The sequence below is a fragment of the Seongchinamella sediminis genome, from assembly GCF_003457605.1.
Taxonomy (GTDB): Bacteria; Pseudomonadota; Gammaproteobacteria; order Pseudomonadales; family Halieaceae; genus Halioglobus; species Halioglobus sediminis.
This window is the reverse complement of record NZ_QRAN01000004.1, coordinates 25,592-46,054: the sequence shown is the minus strand read 5'-3', so window position 1 is coordinate 46,054 and position 20,463 is coordinate 25,592. Positions and strand designations below refer to the sequence as shown.

Below are 20,463 nucleotides of genomic sequence, written 5' to 3'. Positions count from 1 at the left end.
TGAGCGACACAAGCATTTCCAAGAAGCAATCCGGCCACACCCCGATGATGGTCCAGTACCTGGCCATAAAGGCAGAGCACCCCCACGACCTGGTGTTCTACCGCATGGGCGATTTCTACGAACTGTTCTACGACGACGCCAAAAAAGCGGCGGAACTGCTGGACATCACCCTCACCGCGCGGGGCAAGTCCAACGGCGACCCGATACCCATGTGCGGAGTGCCCTACCATGCCGCCGAAAGCTACCTGGCCCGGCTGGTGAAAGCCGGGGTCTCGGTGGCCATTGCCGAGCAGATCGGCGACCCCGCCACCAGCAAGGGGCCGGTGGAGCGCAAGGTTGTGCGGGTGGTGACCCCCGGCACCCTGTCCGATGAAGCGCTGCTGGAAGAGCGGGTGGATAACCTGCTGCTGGCGGTATCAATGCGCGGCCAGGACTACGGCCTCGCCTACCTGGACCTGGCCAGCGGCCGCTTCCGGATACTGGAGGTGAATGGCGACGAGGCCCTCACCGGGGAGTTACAGCGCCTGAATCCGGCGGAAACCCTGTACTGCGATACCATTGGCCACACGGCGATCACCTCCCGCCGGGGCGCCCGGCCGCAACCGGAGTGGGAATTCGACGGTGACAGCGCCCGCCGTGCCCTCAACACCCAGTTCCAGACCCACGACCTCAAGGGCTTTGGCTGTGACGGCCTGGACCTGGCGATCGGGGCCGCCGGCTGCCTGCTGCAGTACGTCAAGGATACCCAGCGCTCCAACCTGCCCCACCTGCGCAGCATGAGCCACGAGAGCCGCGAGGCCAGTGTCATTCTCGACGCGGCCACCCGGCGCAACCTGGAAATTGACACCAACATGGCCGGCGGCGACAGCAACACCCTGTACTCGGTGCTGGACAAGGGCGTTACCGCCATGGGCAGCCGCCTGTTGCGACGCTGGTTGCACCGGCCGCTGACCGATATCACCGTCCTGGAAACCCGCCAGGACGCCATCGCCGCACTGTGCGCCAACTACCACTACGAAACCGTGCGCGAGGCCCTGAAGCCCATCGGCGACATGGAGCGCATCCTCACCCGGGTGGCCCTGCGCAGCGCCCGGCCCCGGGACCTGACCCGGCTGCTGAGTTCGCTGGCCGCCCTGCCCCGGCTGCGCTCGGAGCTGGGGCACTGCGCTGCGCCCCTGCTGGCATCACTGTCGCAACAGGCCGGCGACTACCCGCAGCTGACCGACCTGCTGCAGCGGGCAATCATCGACAATCCCCCAGTGGTGATTCGCGACGGTGGCGTCATCGCCGATGGCTACGATGAGGAGCTGGACGAACTGCGCAAAATCAGCACCGGGGCTGCCGACTACCTGCTGGAAATCGAACAGCGTGAACGGGAAGCCACCGGTATCCAGACCCTGAAAGTCGGTTACAACCGGGTGCACGGCTACTACATCGAAATCGGCCGGGCCCAGTCCGAGCGGGCACCGGCCGGGTACGTCCGCCGCCAGACCCTGAAGAATGCCGAGCGTTTCATCACCCCCGAGCTCAAGGAGTTCGAGGACAAGGCCCTGTCCAGCAAGAGCCGGGCACTGGCCCGGGAGAAAGCGCTGTACGATGAACTGCTGGAACGGCTCAACGAACAGCTGGCACAGTTGCAGGACACCGCCGCCTCGGTGTCCCAGATCGACGTCCTGTCATGCCTGGCGGAGCGCGCCGACAGCCTCAGCCTGTGCCGGCCGCAGTTCTGCCAGGAGCAGGTCTTCGAGGTGACACAGGGCCGCCACCTGGTGGTGGAACAGGTGCTGGCAGAGCCCTTTATCGCCAACGACACCCTGCTTGACGACAGCCGGCGCATGCTGCTGATCACCGGCCCCAATATGGGCGGCAAGTCGACCTACATGCGCCAGAACGCGGTCATTGCCCTGCTCGCCCATATCGGCAGCTACGTCCCCGCCAGCGCCGCGCGGCTGGCGCCCATGGACAGGATTTTTACCCGTATCGGCTCTTCCGACGACCTGGCCTCGGGGCGCTCCACCTTCATGGTGGAAATGACCGAGACCGCGAACATACTGCACAACGCCACGCCCCGCTCCCTGGTATTGATGGATGAGGTCGGGCGCGGCACCAGCACCTTCGACGGCCTCAGCCTGGCCTGGGCGGCCGCGGTCGAACTGGCTCGCAATGTTCAGGCCTTTACCCTGTTCGCCACCCACTATTTCGAACTCACCGCCCTGCCCGAGCTCTGCCCGACCATGGCCAACGTGCACCTGGACGCCACCGAACACCAGGATCATGTGGTGTTCCTGCACCATATCCAGGAGGGTCCCGCCAATCGCAGCTTTGGCCTGCAGGTGGCGAAACTGGCGGGCATACCCGCGCCGGTGCTGCGGGCCGCCAGTGACAAGCTCGCTGAACTTGAGGCCGACGGCGCCGGGCAACAGCGGGCGATGCCGGGGCAAACAGCGTCGCCTGCCGCTTCGCCGCAGGTGGATTTGTTTGCCAGCGCGCCAGCGCATCCGGTGATGGAGGAACTTGAGGAGCTGGACGTGGACGGCCTCAGCCCGCGCCAGGCCCTGGAAAAACTCTACGAGCTCAAGCACAAACTGTAACTGCCCGGGACTTCATTTCCCGGGGGCTTGCAGGTAAACTAACGCGCGCACGTCTGGAGTGCCCGCCACGGGAGTGCCCGCCACGGGAGTGCCCGCCACGGGAATGCCCGCCACGTGCGAACCTGTCACTGTCATTCCCGCCCGGCGGGAGGCCAGAGAGCGCAAACCCACTGGATCCGGGCCAGTCCATGGATGACGGTGAAGCAATACAGATAGAGGTTTTTTGAGCATGACATTTGTTGTAGGCGAAGATTGTATCAACTGTAAACACACGGACTGCGTGGAAGTGTGCCCGGTAGACTGCTTTTACGAGGGCCCGAACTTCCTGGTCATCCACCCCGACGAGTGCATCGACTGCGCGCTGTGTGAGCCGGAGTGCCCGGTAGACGCCATCTTCTCCGAAGACGAATTGCCGGAGGACCAGCAGGTGTTCCTCGAGCTCAATGCGGAACTGGCGGAAGTGTGGCCCTGCATTACCGAGATGAAGGACGCACTGCCCGACGCCGAGGAATGGGCCGGCAAGCCCAACAAGCTGGAATTACTGCAGCGCTGAAACCAGCACAGGAACACAGCCCCGCCACGGCGGGGTTTTTTATGCCGGCATCAACTACAGCGGGTGGACCCTGACCGCCAAAGTCTCGTAGCCGCGGACAAAATTGGACTGCACCCGCTGCGGCTCCGCCACCACTTCGACGCGACTGAAGCGTTGCATGATCTCCTCCCACAGGATGCGCAACTGCATCTCCGCCAGCCGGTTACCCATGCAACGGTGCACGCCGAAGCCGAAGGAAATATGGTGGCGTGGATTCTCCCGGTCGATGATGAACGCATTCGGATTGTCGATGCTGCGCTCATCCCGATTACCTGACATATACCACATCACCACCTTGTCGCCCTCGCGAATCTGCTGGCCACGAAACTCGAGGTCGCGGGTGGCGCGGCGGCGCATATGCAGCAGCGGCGTCTGCCACCGGATGATTTCCGAAACCATGGAGGGAATCAGCCCCGGGTCGTTGCGCAGCTTTTCGTACTCGGCCGGGTTCTGATGCAGGGCGAGCACCCCGCCGGTGGCGGAGTTGCGGGTGGTATCATTGCCGCCGACGATCAGCAACAACAGGTTGCCAAGGAACTCGATCGGGTTATCCACCATGTCGCGGGTATTGGGGTCGCGCTGCAGCAGGCTGATCAGGTCAAAGCTGTCACTGTCCGTTGCCCTGCGCGCGTGCCAGATCTGGGTAAAAGTGGCCAGGCAATCCAGCAGCGCTGCCTCGCGTTCCTGCCGGTCGGCATTACCGCCCGACAGTTCCGGCGCCGCAGTCGCCATGTCCGACCAGTAAGTCAGCTTCGATCTCTGCTCGAAGGGGAAGTCAAACAGCGTCGCCAGCATCTGGGTGGTGAGATTGATGGATACCCTGTTTACCCAGTTGAAGGTTTCACCCACCGGCAGGCTGTCCAGTATCGCGGCGACCCGGGAGCGAATAAGCGCCTCCATCTGGGCCAGGTTTTTCGGCGCCACCACCGATTGCACCGCCCTGCGCTGCAGGTCATGCCGGGGCGGGTCCATGGCGATGAACATGTCCAGCGGCATATCCTCTTCCGGATCGCCGATGACGATGACCGGCTCCGAGGAAAAATCCTGGTGGTTGCTGTCCACGGCAACAATATCGTCAAAACGGGTGACCGACCAGAAAGGCCCGAAAGGACTCTCCGCCTGGTAATGTACCGGGGCCTCGTCCCGCAGGCGGGCAAAATAGGGCTGCCAGCTGTCCTCGAGAAACAGCCGCGGGTCACTGAAGTCGATCTCGTCCAGGGGAGTGACTGCCGGGTCCGGCAGCTGCGCCATGTGGTTCATCTGATCTCTCCTCCCCTCACATCTGGAATTCAGGCAAGCGCACGACCATGCCGTCCATGGCCTCGGTTACCTCGATCTGGCAGCTCAGCCGCGAGGCGGCCTCCCGGTCGGGGCGCATGGACAGCATGGCGTCTTCCAGCGGATTGGAGTCACCCAGCGCTTCCAGCCACTGGGGCTCCAGGAACACGTGGCAGGTACCACAGGCGCAGGCGCCACCGCAGTCGGCGTCAATGCCGGGGATGCCGTTGTCGATGGCATTGAGCATCAGGGATTTACCGGTTTCGGCATCAATGGTGTGGTCAGCCCCGTTGAATTCCACCAGGGTAATTTTGGGCATTGCCGCTCTCCTCTCGGGTTATGCCAGACAGTGTACGGCGGCCAGCATCTGATGGGAGGTCATTTGTTGACACGAGGGGGTCATTTATCGACACTGCTGGCATGGCCCCTGACAGTGATCGCTATTTCATCCCCAGCAGCTATTCCCGCATCGTTGCCCGCGAGCTGGGCCTGCAGGAACGGGAGCTGCCGCGGCTGCTGGCGGGCACCGGCCTGCCGGTTGAGGTGTTACTGGCCGGTGACGAGAGCCGGCTGACCGGCGCGCAGCAGGTGCAGCTGCTGCGCAACGCCCGGGTCATGTCCGCTACGCCGGCCCTGGGCCTGCGTATCGGTCGGCAGCTGAATCCCGCAGCCCACGGCCCGATTGGCTTCCTGGCGCTGTCCAGCCCCGACCTGCTGACAGCACTGCAGTCGCTGCGCGATTTCCTGCCGCTGCGCATTCCTTTCGCCCGACTGGAGATCAGCGAGGACCAGCAGTGGCTCAAATGCGAGCTGCGGATCAAGTTACAGCCCGGGACCGGCGAGATCCGCATGCTGATGGAATGTTTCGCCATGGCAGTGCAGTCGCTGGTGGAGGCATTCCTGCGCCGGAAACTCACCGAGGCCCTGTTTCGCTTCCGCTTTGCCCGCCCCGACTACCACCGGGACTATCCGCTCTACCTGCACTCGATGATCAGGTTTGAGCAGCAGGAAAACTGCCTGCTGATACCCCGCTCGCTGGCCAGCGAGAGCAATCCCTCCGGCGATGCAGCGTCCTATGCGATTGCCCGCGAGTTGTGCGCGCAACTGCTGGCGGAAACACCGGTGGCCGCCCTGTCCATGACCAACCGGGTGCGCCGCTTTCTGCTGGCTCAGCCCATGGGCAGTGTCACCGAGGAAGACGTGGCGAGATCGCTGTATGTCTCCAAGCGCACGCTCGCCCGGCGCCTGGCAAGCGAGGGCACCGGTTACCGCGCCATTAGCGAAGAGCTGCTCTCGGAGCTGGCGTTGCGCCACCTGGCGCAACCGGACCTGAGCATCGAATCCATTGCCGTACTTCTCGGCTATCACGACAGCGCCAACTTCCGGCGGGCATTCAAGCGCTGGCATGGCATGCCACCGGCGGACTACCGCAGGCAGGCACTAATGCATTAGGATAGAGTCCCGGCTGACGCCCCACTGGCAAGGTCGCTCACAACCCGGATACCACAGGACTAACAACAATGGACAACAAACTGGTCGCGCCCATCGCCGCCATCGCGCTGACGGTGCTGTCGCTCTGACAATGCGCAAGCAGCGAGTCGTGCAGCGATGAGTGACGACAAGCCCGTTGGCCTGCTGGGGATGGACTGGCGGGTCGCCTTCGGCCTCACCGTCACCCTGGTCTGGATCAGCGCCGGCCTGGTCTACCTGATTTCGATTGTCGGCCTGAAGGGATTCGTCAACCTGCCAACTGCGGATATCGGCAGCTTCCTGGAAGGGGCATTTGCGCCACTGGCCTTCCTCTGGCTGGTCATCGGCCATTTCATGCAACAGAAGGAGATATCCGCCAACACCCGGGCCATATCCATCCAGGAGCAGAGTGCCCGCCGGCTGGAGGTCCATTCCCAGCGCGATTCCTACTTCAAGCTGCACGACCTCGTCCAGGACCAACTGGGGGCCATTGCGGCCTTTCATTACATGTCCGTCTGCGGTCCCACGGGAACCGGCGAGATTAGCGGCGAGGAATTTACCGAGCAACGGCAGCGCTCGGCCACCGGCGACAGCTCCTTCTTCATTCGCAAAATGATTGGTCTGGCGGTCAGCTATCGGGAAGACATGGACATGCTGTGCGATATTTTCTACGGCACCGATATCCGCCGGCGACACTCGAAAACCTTTACCCGCACCTTCAAGAAACTGCTGAACAACGCCGAGGCCGTCGATACCGACGACATGGTCGCCGATGCGCTGCTCAATGGCTCTCCGGCCGGCCTGCTGTACCGTATCATCCAGCACGTGCGCGGCGAGGAAGGTATCGAGCCCCTGATGGGCTTTCCCATCCAGTCGGACCTGCCGTTACCTGGCCAGCAAGCACCCGCAGAGGACGAGCCACGGTCATCACGCTGATGGCGACAGGCGAAATTTGTTGAGGTCAATCAATTGCCACTCAACAAACTCTGGACTAGCATCAAAAGACCCTGAGCCCAGCAAGGCATCGTCATGCGATATAAATCATCCCGGTTGATTTTGGCAGCATCCGTCCTGGTCGCGCTCCCCGCTATGGCAAATATATTCCAGGACGAACTGGATCAGGTCGACTATGCCCTGAAAAACAATCCCACCCATGCGCTGCAGCAATCCCTGGAATCCTGCCTGCGGCAGCGGAATGCCGCGGTGAAACTCAACAAAATGGGCGATGAGGTGCGGGCCCGACGCGCACTCCAATACTGCTTCGATTCCCTGAATCTCTCCAAAAAATACGTGGTACGGGTTGCCGCGCCGACCGAGGAAGAACTGCTGGCCCGCGCCAAAAAGGAATTTGACAAGGCACTCAGCCTGACCCCTGACGTGGCCAATGGCCTGGCAATCTACCGCGAGTGCGCCGCCTGCCATGAACCGGAGGGCTGGGGACGAACCACCGGCAGTGTGCCGCAAATCGCCGGCCAGCATCGCAAGGTCATCATCAAGCAGCTAGCCGATTTTCGCGCCGGCAACCGTGACTCGGTGCTGATGGTGCCCTACGCGACGGTGGAAAGCATCGGCGGCGCCCAGGCAGTTGCCGACGTGGCGGAGTATATTTCCACTCTCGAGATCAGCGTCGACAATGGCCTTGGCCCGGGCGACAATCTCGCCCTGGGTGAGGAACTGTATCGGCAGCACTGCCTCGACTGCCACGGGGCAAACGGCGAAGGCAGCAATGATGAACTGGCCCCGCGCATCCAGGCACAGCACTACAAGTACATGGTTCGTCAGTTCAAGTGGCTGCGCGAGGGCGCGCGTCGCAACGCCAGTGAAGAGATGACCAGCCTCAGCATGTCACTGGACGAGAACGAGATGGAGGCGGTTCTCGACTATGCCTCCAGGCTGCAACCGGCAGAAGAGTATCGGGCACCGCCGGACTGGAAAAACCCCGACTTCGAGCATTAACGGGCGCGGCCCGGCGCGACTGGCGCAGGAATCAGCTGAACAGCGACTCGCCGCTGAGGCCCTGGGTTTCCATGATACCCCGCAGTCGCTTCAGCGCTTCGACCTGGATCTGGCGCACCCGCTCGCGGGTCAGGCCGATCTCGCGGCCCACCTCCTCCAGGGTGCTGCTTTCGTAGCCGCGCAGGCCGAAACGGCGGGAGACGACCTCGCGCTGTTTTTCCGAAAGCTCATCCAGCCAGGAAGCAATACTGTCCTTGATGTCTGAATCCTGCAGCAGTTGCGACGGGTCACTCTCGTGGCTATCGGCAATGGTATCGACCACCGCCTTGTCGGAATCGGGCCCCACCGGCGTGTCCACTGACGTCACCCGCTCGTTCAAGCCCAGCAGGCGCTTTACATCGTCCGCCGGTTTGTCCAGCATTTCCGCGATCTCTTCCGCAGTGGGCTCGTGATCCAGCTTCTGGGTCAGCTCGCGCGCCGCGCGCAGGTATACGTTGAGCTCTTTGACCACATGAATCGGCAGCCTGATGGTGCGGGTCTGGTTCATGATGGCCCGTTCGATGGTCTGGCGAATCCACCAGGTGGCGTAGGTGGAGAAGCGGAAACCCCGTTCAGGATCGAATTTTTCCACCGCGCGAATCAAACCCAGGTTGCCCTCCTCGATCAGGTCCAGCAGGGTCAGTCCACGGTTGATGTAGCGGCGGGAAATCTTCACAACCAGGCGCAGGTTACTTTCAATCATTCGCTTGCGCCCGTTCTCGTCGCCTTTGATTGCCAGACGGGCATAGTGTTTTTCTTCCTCTGCGGTCAGCAGTGGAGAATAGCCTATTTCATTGAGGTAAAGCTGAGTGACATCAAGGGATTTCTCGACCTTGCGGGCTGTAGCCGTGCGAGCCTTGGCCTGGTCGAAACGAGCGGCTTCCGCTGCCTGGGCTGCACTGTCACCTGTCGGCTTGGCCGCTTTTTTTCCTGCCCCCGCACCGGACTTGCTCCGGCTACAGGTTTTGGCCTTCGTCTTCATCGCTGCCCCTGTTGCCCGTCCCGTATCCGAAGTCCGTTTCGGGCTGGTTGCGCTATCCAGATCCATGGCTATACCTCATCTTCTTCTAGTGGTATTGAGTGTATTTCCCGCCGGGCCAATCAGCCTAACCCAACCTGGAGATCAATTACAAGCAGCTATGCAAATAATTGCAGTGGCTAACTTCTGCTATCTGCCCCACCTGCGAGGACCACACGAGGGGGCCTGACTCAGCGCCTGGGCAACAGGCGCAGCGGGTCAATGGGCTTGCCTTCCTTGCGGATTTCAAAGTGCAGTTGCACCTTGTCGGTACCGCTGTTGCCCTTCTCCGCAATTTTCTGCCCCGCCTTCACCAGTGTCCCCTCCGCCACCAGCAGGCGATTGTTGTGACCGTAGGCACTGAGATAAACATCGTTGTGCTTGATGATGATCAGTTCCCCCAGGCCGACGATCCCGGTGCCCGCGTACACCACCTGTCCCGCGGCGACCGCTTCAATGGCGTCGCCGAGGTTGCCACTGATGTCGATGCCCTTGTGCACCGTGGATGAGTAGCGCCGCACGACCTTGCCGCTGGTTGGCCAGCGCCAGGTTTTAACCGGGCCGCCCACCGGCGCCGCAACGGCTGCTGGGCGGGTGGTGCCAGGTGTTGTAACAGGCCTGGATGACGGCCTGGTGACAGGCGGTTTGCTCGCCGGAGCGGCCGCGGGTGCCGGGCTGCCGGCGGAAGCGGCGGAAGGGCCGCCGGGAGCAGCAACAGGACGGGAACTGCTGGTGCTGGCGCTGCGCAGGGGGGGATCTGCCTCCCGCAACTGCAGGCGCTGGCCGGGATAAATCGTGTAGGGCAGTGCGATGCGGTTCGCGGCCGCCAGGCGCCGGTAGTCCAGCCCGTAACGGAAGGCAATGGAGTAAAGTGTGTCCCCCCGCTGCACGGTGTAGCCGTTGCCAGCGGAACCGGAGTCGCTGCGGGAGTGACGGTCCTCCACGGGCGCCGGGGGGTTGCCCCCGCAGGCAACCGCCAGGCACAGCAGCAGTGAACTGCAGATTACCGCCCTGATAGCGTAGTCTCCTTTGCCAGGCCCGCCGCAGCGGGCTGTTCAACGCACTGCTCAGGCAGCGGGCTCGCCCCAGCGCGCATCGATCACCCAGACGAGGATAAAGCCCAGTAGCATCAACCCCAGGCACAGGGGCACCTGGGCAGGTTCGCCGGTCAACACGGTAAACTCGACCGGACCCACCGGCACCTGTTGTGCCGGCTTGAGCTGGCCATGACTGCCTGCCACCCAGGCCAGCACCTGCTTCCAGGGCCACACCACCAACAGGGAACCGAACAGAAATCCGGTCAGCACCGCCATGGTAGCCGCGTGAAAGCGGTGGAGCAGGAAGTGCAGCAAGCGGGAAAAACACAGTAGCCCGACCACCGCCCCGCTGGCCAGTACCGCCAGGAACGCCAGGTCAAAGGCATTGACGGCGGCCAGCACCGTGCCGTACATGCCCAGCAACACCAGGATGAAGCTGCCTGAAATGCCCGGCAGTATCATCGCGCAAATGGCCAGGAAACCGGACAGGAAAACCCCGGCGAGACCAAACTGCATATCGACCACCGGAGCCAGGGCAATAGTTGCCGCCACGGCCACGCCTGCCAGCAGGCACAGGCCGCGGGCGGGCGTCCAGCCCCTGATCTGGCGCAACAGCACCAGCGCCGAAGCCAGGATCAGGCCGAAAAAGAACGCCCACAGGGGAACCGGGTGGTACGCGAGCAGCCAGCTAATCAGCCGGGCGAGCGTAATAATGCTGGTGATGATGCCGGCCAGCAAGGCCAGCAGGAAGCCGCCGTTGATGTGCTCCCAGGCGCCGCGCACATCGAACCTGAGCAGGCGGCGGACAAACTCGACATCCACCGAGCGGATACTGCCCAGCAGGGTGTCATAGATACCGGTGATAAACGCCATGGTGCCGCCGGACACACCGGGGACAATATCGGCGGCCCCCATCAGCATGCCGCGCAGGAAAACCCCGAGGGAAGTCAAGGCTAACGCACCGTACCCGGACGCAATGGCACAAAATTGACCGCCTCGACCACGGTGGTTTCAAAGCCCTCGTGGGTGCGATCGACCACGTGCAGGTACTGGGTATCCCCGCCCACGGGAATCACCAGCCGGCCGCCGGGGGCCAGTTGCTCCAGCAGGCCCTGGGGTATGCGCTCCGGCGCCGCCGCGGCGAGGATGCCGTCAAAGGGTCCGCGCTCGACCCAGCCCATGCCGCCATCGGCATGATTCATGTGCACGTTACGCAGCTTCAGCTGGCGCATCCGCTGGCGTGCTTTTTGCTGCAGTGGCTTGATGCGCTCGACGCTGTAGACCTCGTCCACCAGCTGGGCGAGGATGGCGGTCTGGTAACCGGAGCCGGTGCCGATTTCCAGCACCCGCCCGGGCGTACCACCCTGCAGCAGCAGCTCGGTCATGCGGGCAACGATATAGGGCTGGGAAAGCGTTTGCTGAAAGCCGATTGGCAGGGCGACATCCTCGTAGGCGCGATGGGCCATGGCCTCATCCAGAAACAGGTGCCTGGGGGTGATGCGAATCACATCCAGCACCGCCTGGTTGCTTATTCCCTGGTCGACCAGGCGCTGGATCAACCGCTCCCGGGTGCGCTGTGAGGTCATGCCAATGCCGTTGAGGTCTACCCTGCTCACTCCCCTTACCACTCCAACTCTGTCCCCATTTTATGTTTTAGTAATCCTGAACTACGCGTACCGGAAACACTCTCCCAGCAGCGCCGTGGCAAAGCTGCCGGCACCGAGTCGGAACTCCAGTTGCAGGCTGCCATGATCACAAAACTGCCAGCAAAAGTCATCTGGAACAAGGCGGCTGGCGCGCCAATCGAGATCCAGTCCCTGGGCCAGCAGGAAGTCCGCCACGCCGCAAAAATCCGCCACGGCCAGCGACCTGCGCTGCTGTGCGTCCCCGGCCAGCTGCTCTATGCCGCGCCCCCACAGCGGCAGCGCCGGGTGCAGGTCGGCGGCGGCGCAGCGCCGGGCGATATCGGCATCCGGCTCGGGGCAGAAAAACTGGCTGCGGGTGCCGGCCAGTATGCAGCTGTCCCCGGCCAGTACCCGGTTCCAGTCGCCAGTTCGCACCCGGTCCGCCAGCAGCAGGTTGAACAGCTGCGCGCGCAGTACCGAGAGATACAGGCTGCGTTTGTTGCGCGACAACCGGCGCCCACCGCTGTCAATCCAGCGCAGGGCCTGGACCAGGTTTGCCCCGCCGCGGCCAAAACGCTGCTCGCCGAAGTAGTTCGGTGCGCCCTGCGCGCGGATAGCTGACAGCCGCTGCTCGATGGCGCCGCGGTCGCCAGTCAGTTCCCGCAGCACCAGGCGGAAGCGGTTCGCCCTGTGCACGCCCCGTTTCAGCTTGCGCCGATGCCGGCTCACCTGCAGCACGGCGACATCGCCGCTTGCGGCGAGTTCAGTCCAGTCCGGCTCTGCCCTGCCCGCCATCCGCACACTGAACCACTGCCGGGTGACCGCGTTGCGGTCCTTCATGCCGCTGAAACTGATATCGCGCAGGTGAATGCCGCTCAACGACGCAATGCGCTGGGCCAGGTCGCTGGTGTTGAGTCCGGTTTTTTCCAGTCGCAGGAACACATGCTCACCGTCGCCGTCCGGTTCAAATCCCAGCTCCTCGTCCACCCGAAAATCGCCGGCAACGCTGCGCAAGCGGCCGCTGGCAACCGGACCACCCAGGGCACAGGGCCAGGGCTCGCTCATCCGCCGGCGGGTTCCAGCAACACCACCGCGTGGGCGGCAATCCCCTCTTCCCGGCCGGTGAAACCCAGTTTTTCGGTGGTCGTGGCCTTCACATTGACCCGCTCAACCGCCACTGCCAGGTCCGCCGCCAGGTTAGCGCGCATGGCCTCGATATGGGGCGCCATCCTCGGGGCCTGGGCGATCAGCGTCGCATCGAGATTGCCCAGCGCGTAGCCGGCCTGCGCCAGCATGGCGACCACCCGGCGCAGCAGCAGGCGGCTGTCGATATTTTCGTTGGCGACGTCATCGTCGGGAAAGTGGCGACCGATATCGCCGCCGGCAATCGCTCCCAGCAGGGCGTCACAAATGGCGTGAATCAGCACATCCCCATCCGAGTGCGCGGCAAGGCCCTTGTCGTGGGGGATGTGCACGCCGCCCAGCACCACGCCGCTGCCCGCCTCGAAACGATGCACATCATAGCCGTGACCTATACGCATGTGTTCTCCCCGGCGCCCAGGTACCAGCTCGCCAGGGCGAGGTCCTCGGGCACGGTAACTTTGAGGTTAGCGGCCGAACCCGGCACCAGCTGCACCGCATGGCCGGCCATTTCCATGGCCGAGGCCTCGTCGGTAACGGCCTGGCCGCTGGCAACCGCCTGCTGCAGGGCCCGGGTCAACTCGCCGAGGCGAAACATCTGTGGCGTCTGCGCCCGCCAGAGCCGGCCGCGCTCCAGGGTTGCCTCGATCCGGCCCCGGGCATCGGCCTGCTTGACGGTATCGACCACCGGCAGCGCCAGGATCCCCCCCTGCCCCGCCGACACGACCCGCTCGATCAGCCGCTGCACCGCCGCCAGCGGCAGACCGGGCCGGGCGGCGTCGTGCACCAGTACCCAGCCCTGTTCGTCACCCGCTATCGCCAGCAAGGCCGCCAGCACCGAGTCGGCCCGCTCCTTCCCGCCGGTGGTAAACCTCACTCGCAGGTCCTGCAGCAGGGGCAGCCCCCGTGCGCGGTCGTCATCGGGGTGAAGGGCGATGGTCAGGCTCGCCATGCCCGGCACCCGCAGCAGCGTCTGCGCGCTGATCTCCAGCAGGGTGCGCCCGTCTATCTGCAGGTACTGCTTGGGGAGCTCGGCTGCCATGCGGGCGCCGATACCGGCGGCGGGAATCACCCCGTGCAGCCCGGCGCTCACTCCGCAGCACCCGGCTTCACAGGCGCGGCGCCGGCCTCTTCCACCTGGTAAAAGATTTCACCCTCGCGCACCAGGTTCAGCTGCTCACGGGCCCGTTGCTCCACCCCGGCATTGCCGGTTTGCAGCTCCAGCACCTCTCGCTCCAGCACCGCGTTGCGGGCTTCCAGCTCGGCGTTGACCCGGGTGAACTCCTCCACCTGGGCCTTGAGGCGCTGCTGCTCGGCAATGCTGCCCTCGGCAATCCACAGGCGATACTGCAGGATGACCAGCAGGACGAGCAGTATCCCCAGCACCCAGCGCAAGCGTCTTCCGCCTAGCGCTTGAATTCCGCGATGCCGCGGTAGGGCGCCCTGCCCGCCAATTCCGCCTCGATGCGCAGCAGGCGGTTGTACTTGGCAACCCGGTCGGAACGACACAGGGAACCGGTCTTGATCTGGCCGGCGGCAGTGGCCACCGCCAGGTCGGCGATGGTGGTGTCCTCGGTTTCACCGGAGCGATGGGAGATCACCGCGGTGTAGCCCGCTGCCTTGGCCATGGCGATCGCGTCCAGGGTCTCGGTCAGGCTGCCGATCTGGTTGAACTTGATCAGGATGGAATTGCCCACCCCCATATCGATGCCCTGCTTGAGGATTTTGGTGTTGGTCACGAACAGGTCGTCACCGACCAGTTGCACCCGGTCGCCGATCTTGTCGGTCAACAGTTTCCAGCCATCCCAGTCGGATTCGTCCAGGCCGTCTTCAATCGAGATAATCGGGTGCCCCGCCGCGAGGTCCGCCAGGTAGTCGCAGAAGGCCTCGCTGGAGAACTGCTTGCCCTCGCCCGCCAGGTCATAGACCCCGTTGTTATAAAATTCCGAGGCGGCACAGTCCAGCGCCAGGGTAATGTCGCTGCCGAGCTTGTAGCCCGCCTTGTTGACCGCGTCGGCGATCGCTTCCAGGGCGGCCTCGTTGGAAGGCAGGTTGGGGGCAAAACCGCCCTCGTCACCCACCGCCGTGCTGAGCCCGCGGGAAGACAGCACCTTTTTCAGCTGGTGGAAGATCTCGGCGCCGGCGCGCAGGCCCTCGGCGAAGGTGGGCGCCGCTACCGGCTGCACCATGAACTCCTGGATATCGACGTTGTTGTCCGCGTGCTCGCCACCGTTGAGGATGTTCATCATCGGCACCGGCATGGTGTAGTCGCTGCTGCCATTGACCTCGGCGATGTGCTGGTACAGGGGAATACCCTTGGCCTGGGCCGCGGCCCTGGCCGCCGCCAGGGAAACCGCGAGAATGGCATTGGCGCCAAACTTTGCCTTGTTCTCGGTACCGTCAGCAGCGATCATCGCCTGGTCCAGGTCGCGCTGGGCCAGCGCATCGGCGCCCAGCAGCAGATCGCGAATGGGGCCATTCACATTGCCGACCGCGTTGAGCACCCCCTTGCCCAGGTAGCGGCTGTTGTCGCCGTCACGCAACTCCAGCGCTTCCCGGGAACCGGTGGAGGCGCCGGAGGGCGCACAGGCGCAACCCACCTGGCCGGATTCCAGCCGGACTTCCGCCATCACCGTGGGATTGCCCCGGGAGTCCATGACCTCGAATGCCTGTATGTCTGCGATGTTGCTCATTAGCTAGTGCTCCGTGTGTGCTAATCGATTTGCAGGGGGGGCATGGACTTCACCAGGTCATCCACCGCTTTTACCTGCGCAAGAAAGGGTTCCAGTTGCTCCAGTGGCAAGGCGCTGGGGCCGTCACACCGGGCGTTGTCGGGGTCCGGGTGCGCCTCCAGGAACAGGCTGGCCAGGCCGGTGGCCATACCCGCCCGGGCCAGTTCGGCCACCTGGCCGCGGCGCCCGCCAGAGGCCGCGCCCCCCGGGTCGCGGCACTGCAGTGCGTGGGTAACGTCAAACACCAGCGGCGCGTTGCCGCAGGCCTGTTTCATTACCCCGAAGCCGAGCATGTCGACCACCAGGTTGTCATAACCGAAATTACTGCCGCGCTCGCAGAGGAGGATGCGGTTGTTGCCGCACTCGGCAAATTTGTCGACCACGTTGGCCATCTGCGAGGGGCTGAGAAACTGCGGCTTCTTCACGTTGATCACCGAACCGGTCGCCGCCATGGCCGCCACCAGGTCGGTCTGCCGGGCCAGAAAAGCCGGCAGCTGGATAATGTCGACCACCTCGGCCGCCGGTGCCGCCTCCTCCGGGCTGTGCACGTCGGTGATCACCGGTACGCCGAAGGTCGATTTTACCTCGGCCAGAATGGCCAGTCCCTCGTCCAGCCCCGGCCCGCGGAAGGAGTGAATGGAGGAACGATTGGCCTTGTCATAGGAGGCCTTGAAGACATAGGGAATACCCAGTTCGGCGCACACCTTGACATAGTGCTCGGCCACCGACAGGGCGAAATCCCGGCTCTCGAGTACGTTAACGCCGCCCAGCAACACAAAGGGCTCGCGGTTGTCAAAGCGGATGTCTCCGAGAGTAACGGTCTGGTCGGTCACGGCCTGTCCTCTTTCTGCTAAGCCGGTCAGCCGGTGGCCCCGGCCTCGGCGTGGTCAATTGCGGCCCTGATATAGCTGGTGAACAGGGGGTGTCCACCCCGTGGCCGGGAGGTGAATTCCGGGTGGAACTGGCAGGCCACGAACCAGGGATGATCAGGCAGTTCCACCATTTCCACCAGCGAGCGGTCGGCTGACCAGCCGCCAATCTTCATGCCGGCGGCGCACAGCTGGTCGACATAATTATTGTTCACCTCATAGCGGTGACGATGACGCTCCTCGATGGTATCGACGCCGTAAATCTCCCGCACCCGGGTGCCGGGCTCCAGGTGGCAGGGCTGCGCCCCCAGGCGCATGGTGCCGCCCATGTCCGATGACTCATCGCGCTGTTCGGTGCTGCCGTCGGCGTTCTGCCACTCGGTGATCAGGCCGACAATGGGGTGTTTGGTGCTGGCGTCCATTTCAGTGGAATGGGCGCCCTCCAGGCCGCACACGTTGCGGGCGTATTCCACCAGCGCAACGTGCATGCCCAGGCAGATACCGAGGAAGGGGATGTTGTTTTCCCGGGCGTAGCGCACCGCGGTGATCTTGCCCTCGATACCCCGGTCGCCAAAGCCGCCAGGCACCAGGATGGCGTCCACCCCTTCCAGCGCGGCGGTGCCCTTTTCCTCGATTTCCTCGGCGTCTATATGGTCGATGCGCACCTTGGTCAGGGTTTGCAGGCCGGCGTGGGCCAGGGCCTCATTGAGCGATTTGTAGGCGTCCAGCAGGTCCATGTACTTGCCGACCATGGCCACCCGCACTTCTCCGGCGGTCTCGCAGAACTCGCGCTCGATCACGTCATCCCATTCCGACAGGTCCGCCGGCTTGCAGTCGATGCCAAAGCGCTCGACCACGAAGTCGTCCAGGCCGAAGCCGCGCAGCATGCCCGGGATCCGGTAAATGGAATCTGCGTCCTGCAGGGGGATGACCGCCCGTTCCTCGACGTTGGTGAACAGGGAGATTTTCTTGCGGGCGCTCTCCTCGATATCCACCGAGCAGCGGCACAGCAGGATATCCGGCTGCAGGCCCAGGGCGCGCAGCTCCTTCACCGAGTGCTGGGTAGGTTTGGTCTTGATCTCGCCGGCGGTGGCGATATAGGGCACCAGGGTCAGGTGCATCAGCAGCGCCCGGCCGGGGCCCATTTCAACCTTCAACTGACGGGCGGCTTCCAGAAACGGCAGGCCCTCGATGTCGCCCACGGTACCGCCGATTTCGATTACCGCGATGTCCGCATCGCCGGCCCCGAGCACCACCCGGCGCTTGATTTCATCGGTGATGTGGGGAATGACCTGCACCGTGCCACCGAGGTAGTCGCCGCGGCGCTCCTTGCGCAACACCGCGTTATAGACCCGGCCGGTGGTAAAGTTGTTGCTGCGTTTCATCGTGGTGTGGGTGAAACGCTCGTAGTGACCCAGGTCGAGGTCGGTCTCGGCGCCGTCCTCGGTGACGAAAACCTCGCCGTGCTGGAACGGGCTCATGGTGCCCGGGTCGATATTGATATACGGATCGAGTTTCAGCAGGGTGACTTTCAGCCCACGTGCTTCGAGCACAGCGGCAAGGGACGCCGCGGCGATGCCCTTACCCAACGAGGAAACCACACCACCAGTGACGAAGACGTAACGCGTCATGAAAAGCCTTTAATTACGCTATATTTCGGGATACACAAACCCTCCACGACGCTCCCTGCGGGGCGGTGGAAGTCCTGTGAAAAGATGGGAAGCCAGCGTACCAGAAAGCCCTGATCAGCTCAATCGCGGCAAGCGGTATTTGTCGCTTCCCAGACCAGCTCCCAGGGGGCCTCCGCATCCTGCCCCCGGTCGCCCCAGCGAGTGCTGTGGCAGGCCCCGATGGCACCGATGGCGACCAGCTCCTGCCCCAGGTAGAGCAGCGGCACGCGCCGCCGCCACCAGGGCGGCACGGCCGCCTCCTGCAGCACCTTTTTCAGGGTTTTGCTGCGCTTGTCACCGGCCAGGCGAACCCGCTCGCCACCGTCGCGCCAGCACAGTTGCAGCTCTTCGTCCGCCGCCAGCCAGATACCCTCTCCCTGGCAGCGCCGCAGGGCAACTCGCCCCACACCGGGAATATCCCGGGCCTGCCCCGGCGCCAGCACTGTATCCTCCTCCGGCGGCGGGCTGTCCGCCGGCAGCAGATACAGGTGCTCCCGATACCGCTGCAAGCGGTAGCTGCCGGTATTCAGCAGGGGCCGGGCATCTGTCCGCGCCTGGCGCAACTGGCGCAGGAATTCCTCCAGTAGCGCCTGGTCCGGCAGCTGCAGGCCCAGCGTTCGCAGCCAGCTGCGAATAAGCAGCACCGCATGGTCGTCAGCACTGCCGGCAAGGAAATCCAGCGGCAGCCCGGGGTCACCCAGGCTGCTGTAGCTGGTAGTAGGCACAGGCAGGGCCTGCTCCCGGCCCAGGGACAGCCCCGCCAGGTGCCTGGCGGCCCGGCTGACGGTCTGCCGGTAGGCCGGCCAGCGCTGTTGCACCCGCGGCATCACCTCATGGCGCAGGTAGTTGCGGTCCTGGCTGGTGCCGGCGTTGGAAGGATCATCGATCCAGCGCAAACCCTGGGCCTCGGCGTAGGCCTGCAACTGTGAGCGACTGGTATCGAGCAGCGGCCGCAACAGGCGGCCGCGCCCCAGCTCGCGCTCCCGCGGCATCGCGGCGAGCCCCTCCACCCCGGCGCCGCGCAGCAGGCGCAGGAAGAAGGTCTCTACCTGGTCATCCAGGTGGTGGCCCAGAAACAGCAGCTCGCCCTTCCCCAGCTGTTCCTCGAAGCAGGCGTAGCGCGCCTCGCGGGCTGCGGATTCCAGCCCCTTGCCGCGCACCGAAACTTCCGCGCGCAGGGCGCTAAAGGGGACATTGAGGAAGCGGCAGATCCAGGCACAGTGATTCTCCCATTCGGTGGCCTGGTCCTGGATACCGTGATTGACATGCACGGCGCTCAGTGGCGGCGCGTCCTTGTGGGCGCGGCACCACTGGTTGAGCAACTGCAGCAGCGCGGTTGAATCCACACCGCCGCTGAAGGCCACATACCAGTGCGGCGCCTGCAGATGATCGGCGAGCGCTTCATCCAGCAGGGTATGGCGGATGACCCGGGCCATGTCAGAGGCAGGTGAAAGTATTTAGTTACCGTAGGACATGAGGCGCTGGTAGCGCTTGGCCAGCAGGTCTTCCAGCGGCAGCTGCTCCAGGCCCTGCAGTTGCTCCAGCAGGTGGGCCTTGATGCGCTCGGCCATGGCATCCACATCCCGGTGGGCGCCGCCCAGGGGCTCGGGAATGGTGGCGTCGACGATCCCCAGGTCCTGCAGGACGGCCGAGGTCACGCCCATGGCCTCGGCCGCATCGGGGGCGTTGGCCGAATCTTTCCAGATGATATTGGCGCAGCCCTCCGGCGAAATCACGAAGTAGGTGGAGTACTGCAACATGGCCAGGTGATCGCCAACGCCGATGCCCAGTGCGCCACCGGAACTTCCCTCGCCTATCACCACGCAGACAATGGGCGTGGCCAGGCGGGACATGACCGCCAGGTTCTGGGCGATGGATTCACTGATGCCCCGCTCCTCGGAATCGATACCGGGGTAGGCTCCGGGGGTGTCGATGAGGGTGATCACCGGCATCTTGAAGCGCTCGGCCATTTCCATCAGGCGCAGCGCCTTGCGATAGCCTTCCGGTTTGGGCATGCCGAAGTTGCGCATGACCTTGTCCTTGACCGCCCTGCCCTTCTCCTGGCCGATGACCATGACCGGGCGACCATCCAGCCGGGCGATGCCGCCGACGATGGCGTTGTCATCACCGAAATGGCGATCACCGTGCAGCTCGTCGAACTCGGTGAAGATGCGCGGAATATAATCCAGGCTGTAGGGCCGCAGGGGGTGGCGCGCCACCTTGACGATGTCCCAGGAGCTGAGGTTGGCGTAGATTTTCTCGGTCAGCCGGGTGCTCTTCTCCCGCAGGGTCTCGATTTCCTCGCTGATGTTGAGCTCATTATCAGAGCCCACCAGCTGCAGTTCCTCGATCTTTACTTCGAGTTCGGCGATGGGCTGTTCAAAATCAAGGTAATTGGGGTTCATCAGCTATCCATTGGTGGCATTCGGGCAAGGCCACAGTGTAC

Annotated in this window: 20 protein-coding genes; 5 read left to right on the top strand and 15 right to left on the bottom strand. The window is 63.9% G+C overall.

Features of this window, described 5'->3' with window-relative positions; all coding sequences use genetic code 11:
- The first annotated feature begins 44 nt into the window (after window positions 1–44).
- The gene (gene mutS, locus DWB85_RS04865) at window positions 45–2,591 is read left to right on the top strand and encodes a DNA mismatch repair protein MutS (RefSeq protein WP_117953088.1); all 2,547 of its coding nucleotides are present in this window, start codon (window positions 45–47) and stop codon (window positions 2,589–2,591) included.
- 229 nt (window positions 2,592–2,820) lie between these two features.
- Complete coding sequence (gene fdxA, locus DWB85_RS04860; protein WP_117953087.1) at window positions 2,821–3,144, top strand: ferredoxin FdxA; 324 nt, start codon at window positions 2,821–2,823, stop codon at window positions 3,142–3,144.
- 54 nt (window positions 3,145–3,198) lie between these two features.
- Here the strand turns inward: fdxA and DWB85_RS04855 are convergent, their stop codons facing one another.
- A complete protein-coding gene (locus DWB85_RS04855; RefSeq protein WP_117953086.1) occupies window positions 3,199–4,443 on the bottom strand; it encodes a cytochrome P450 in 1,245 nt (414 codons plus the stop codon).
- A 16-nt stretch (window positions 4,444–4,459) separates the two neighbouring features.
- The gene (locus tag DWB85_RS04850) at window positions 4,460–4,780 is read right to left on the bottom strand and encodes a 2Fe-2S iron-sulfur cluster-binding protein (protein WP_117953085.1); all 321 of its coding nucleotides are present in this window, start codon (window positions 4,778–4,780) and stop codon (window positions 4,460–4,462) included.
- A gap of 101 nt (window positions 4,781–4,881) precedes the next feature.
- Here DWB85_RS04850 and DWB85_RS04845 point away from each other — a divergent pair, with 101 nt between their 5' ends.
- The 3 genes from DWB85_RS04845 (at window position 4,882) to DWB85_RS04835 (ending at window position 7,887) form a co-directional block, all read left to right on the top strand.
- Window positions 4,882–5,913: an AraC family transcriptional regulator gene (locus tag DWB85_RS04845; RefSeq protein WP_162846009.1), complete on the top strand. Its 1,032-nt coding sequence runs from the start codon at window positions 4,882–4,884 to the stop codon at window positions 5,911–5,913.
- Window positions 5,914–6,069: 156 nt separating this feature from the next.
- On the top strand, window positions 6,070–6,867 hold the full coding sequence (locus DWB85_RS04840) for a hypothetical protein (protein WP_205422660.1): 798 nt from the start codon (window positions 6,070–6,072) through the stop codon (window positions 6,865–6,867).
- Between the two features lie 153 nt (window positions 6,868–7,020).
- Window positions 7,021–7,887, top strand: coding sequence for a c-type cytochrome (locus DWB85_RS04835; RefSeq protein WP_162846008.1), 867 nt, complete (start codon window positions 7,021–7,023; stop codon window positions 7,885–7,887).
- Window positions 7,888–7,918: 31 nt separating this feature from the next.
- On the opposite strand, the gene rpoS is transcribed toward DWB85_RS04835, so the two are convergent.
- The 13 genes from rpoS to accA all read right to left on the bottom strand — a co-directional run bounded on the left by rpoS (window position 7,919) and on the right by accA (window position 20,422).
- Window positions 7,919–8,974, bottom strand: a complete 1,056-nt coding sequence (rpoS, locus tag DWB85_RS04830; RefSeq protein ID WP_420820253.1) for an RNA polymerase sigma factor RpoS — start codon at window positions 8,972–8,974, stop codon at window positions 7,919–7,921.
- 161 nt (window positions 8,975–9,135) lie between these two features.
- Window positions 9,136–9,888 (bottom strand): peptidoglycan DD-metalloendopeptidase family protein, encoded by a 753-nt coding sequence (locus DWB85_RS04825; RefSeq protein ID WP_239017220.1) that lies wholly within the window; start codon window positions 9,886–9,888, stop codon window positions 9,136–9,138.
- Window positions 9,889–10,011: 123 nt separating this feature from the next.
- Window positions 10,012–10,932 carry a DUF368 domain-containing protein gene (locus tag DWB85_RS04820; RefSeq protein WP_117953080.1) on the bottom strand — a complete coding sequence of 307 codons (921 nt, stop codon included), beginning with the start codon at window positions 10,930–10,932 and terminating at the stop codon, window positions 10,012–10,014.
- 2 nt (window positions 10,933–10,934) lie between these two features.
- Window positions 10,935–11,597: a protein-L-isoaspartate(D-aspartate) O-methyltransferase gene (locus DWB85_RS04815; RefSeq protein WP_117953079.1), complete on the bottom strand. Its 663-nt coding sequence runs from the start codon at window positions 11,595–11,597 to the stop codon at window positions 10,935–10,937.
- Between the two features lie 51 nt (window positions 11,598–11,648).
- Window positions 11,649–12,671, bottom strand: a complete 1,023-nt coding sequence (gene truD / locus DWB85_RS04810; protein WP_117953078.1) for a tRNA pseudouridine(13) synthase TruD — start codon at window positions 12,669–12,671, stop codon at window positions 11,649–11,651.
- The gene (gene ispF, locus DWB85_RS04805; protein WP_117953077.1) at window positions 12,668–13,147 is read right to left on the bottom strand and encodes a 2-C-methyl-D-erythritol 2,4-cyclodiphosphate synthase; all 480 of its coding nucleotides are present in this window, start codon (window positions 13,145–13,147) and stop codon (window positions 12,668–12,670) included. The genes truD and ispF overlap by 4 nt, the downstream gene beginning before the upstream one ends.
- Entirely contained in the window at window positions 13,138–13,839 is a 702-nt protein-coding gene (gene ispD, locus DWB85_RS04800; protein ID WP_117953076.1) for a 2-C-methyl-D-erythritol 4-phosphate cytidylyltransferase, read from the bottom strand. Before ispD ends, ispF begins: the two co-directional genes overlap by 10 nt.
- Entirely contained in the window at window positions 13,836–14,132 is a 297-nt protein-coding gene (locus tag DWB85_RS04795; protein WP_239017230.1) for an FtsB family cell division protein, read from the bottom strand. The genes ispD and DWB85_RS04795 overlap by 4 nt, the downstream gene beginning before the upstream one ends.
- 20 nt (window positions 14,133–14,152) lie before the next feature.
- Window positions 14,153–15,439, bottom strand: a complete 1,287-nt coding sequence (gene eno / locus DWB85_RS04790) for a phosphopyruvate hydratase (RefSeq protein WP_117953074.1) — start codon at window positions 15,437–15,439, stop codon at window positions 14,153–14,155.
- A 20-nt stretch (window positions 15,440–15,459) separates the two neighbouring features.
- Window positions 15,460–16,311 (bottom strand): 3-deoxy-8-phosphooctulonate synthase, encoded by an 852-nt coding sequence (kdsA, locus tag DWB85_RS04785; protein ID WP_117953073.1) that lies wholly within the window; start codon window positions 16,309–16,311, stop codon window positions 15,460–15,462.
- 26 nt (window positions 16,312–16,337) lie between these two features.
- Window positions 16,338–17,978: a CTP synthase gene (locus tag DWB85_RS04780; protein ID WP_117953072.1), complete on the bottom strand. Its 1,641-nt coding sequence runs from the start codon at window positions 17,976–17,978 to the stop codon at window positions 16,338–16,340.
- 119 nt (window positions 17,979–18,097) lie between these two features.
- Window positions 18,098–19,453 (bottom strand): tRNA lysidine(34) synthetase TilS, encoded by a 1,356-nt coding sequence (gene tilS / locus DWB85_RS04775; RefSeq protein WP_117953071.1) that lies wholly within the window; start codon window positions 19,451–19,453, stop codon window positions 18,098–18,100.
- A gap of 21 nt (window positions 19,454–19,474) precedes the next feature.
- The gene (gene accA / locus DWB85_RS04770; RefSeq protein WP_117953070.1) at window positions 19,475–20,422 is read right to left on the bottom strand and encodes an acetyl-CoA carboxylase carboxyl transferase subunit alpha; all 948 of its coding nucleotides are present in this window, start codon (window positions 20,420–20,422) and stop codon (window positions 19,475–19,477) included.
- Window positions 20,423–20,463 lie beyond the last annotated feature (41 nt).

What these genes read in the sequence shown, in the direction of transcription:
- DWB85_RS04780 (WP_117953072.1), bottom strand. Translation starts at nt 17,978, where the DNA reads ATGACGCGTTACGTCTTCGTCACTGGTGGTGTGGTTTCCTCGTTGGGT.
- DWB85_RS04835 (WP_162846008.1), top strand. Translation starts at nt 7,021, where the DNA reads ATGGCAAATATATTCCAGGACGAACTGGATCAGGTCGACTATGCCCTG.
- DWB85_RS04850 (WP_117953085.1), bottom strand. Translation starts at nt 4,780, where the DNA reads ATGCCCAAAATTACCCTGGTGGAATTCAACGGGGCTGACCACACCATT.
- tilS (WP_117953071.1), bottom strand. Translation starts at nt 19,453, where the DNA reads ATGGCCCGGGTCATCCGCCATACCCTGCTGGATGAAGCGCTCGCCGAT.
- truD (WP_117953078.1), bottom strand. Translation starts at nt 12,671, where the DNA reads ATGAGCGAGCCCTGGCCCTGTGCCCTGGGTGGTCCGGTTGCCAGCGGC.
- DWB85_RS04845 (WP_162846009.1), top strand. Translation starts at nt 4,882, where the DNA reads ATGGCCCCTGACAGTGATCGCTATTTCATCCCCAGCAGCTATTCCCGC.
- DWB85_RS04855 (WP_117953086.1), bottom strand. Translation starts at nt 4,443, where the DNA reads ATGAACCACATGGCGCAGCTGCCGGACCCGGCAGTCACTCCCCTGGAC.
- ispF (WP_117953077.1), bottom strand. Translation starts at nt 13,147, where the DNA reads ATGCGTATAGGTCACGGCTATGATGTGCATCGTTTCGAGGCGGGCAGC.
- eno (WP_117953074.1), bottom strand. Translation starts at nt 15,439, where the DNA reads ATGAGCAACATCGCAGACATACAGGCATTCGAGGTCATGGACTCCCGG.
- DWB85_RS04840 (WP_205422660.1), top strand. Translation starts at nt 6,070, where the DNA reads ATGAGTGACGACAAGCCCGTTGGCCTGCTGGGGATGGACTGGCGGGTC.
- accA (WP_117953070.1), bottom strand. Translation starts at nt 20,422, where the DNA reads ATGAACCCCAATTACCTTGATTTTGAACAGCCCATCGCCGAACTCGAA.
- rpoS (WP_420820253.1), bottom strand. Translation starts at nt 8,974, where the DNA reads ATGGATCTGGATAGCGCAACCAGCCCGAAACGGACTTCGGATACGGGA.
- fdxA (WP_117953087.1), top strand. Translation starts at nt 2,821, where the DNA reads ATGACATTTGTTGTAGGCGAAGATTGTATCAACTGTAAACACACGGAC.
- mutS (WP_117953088.1), top strand. Translation starts at nt 45, where the DNA reads ATGATGGTCCAGTACCTGGCCATAAAGGCAGAGCACCCCCACGACCTG.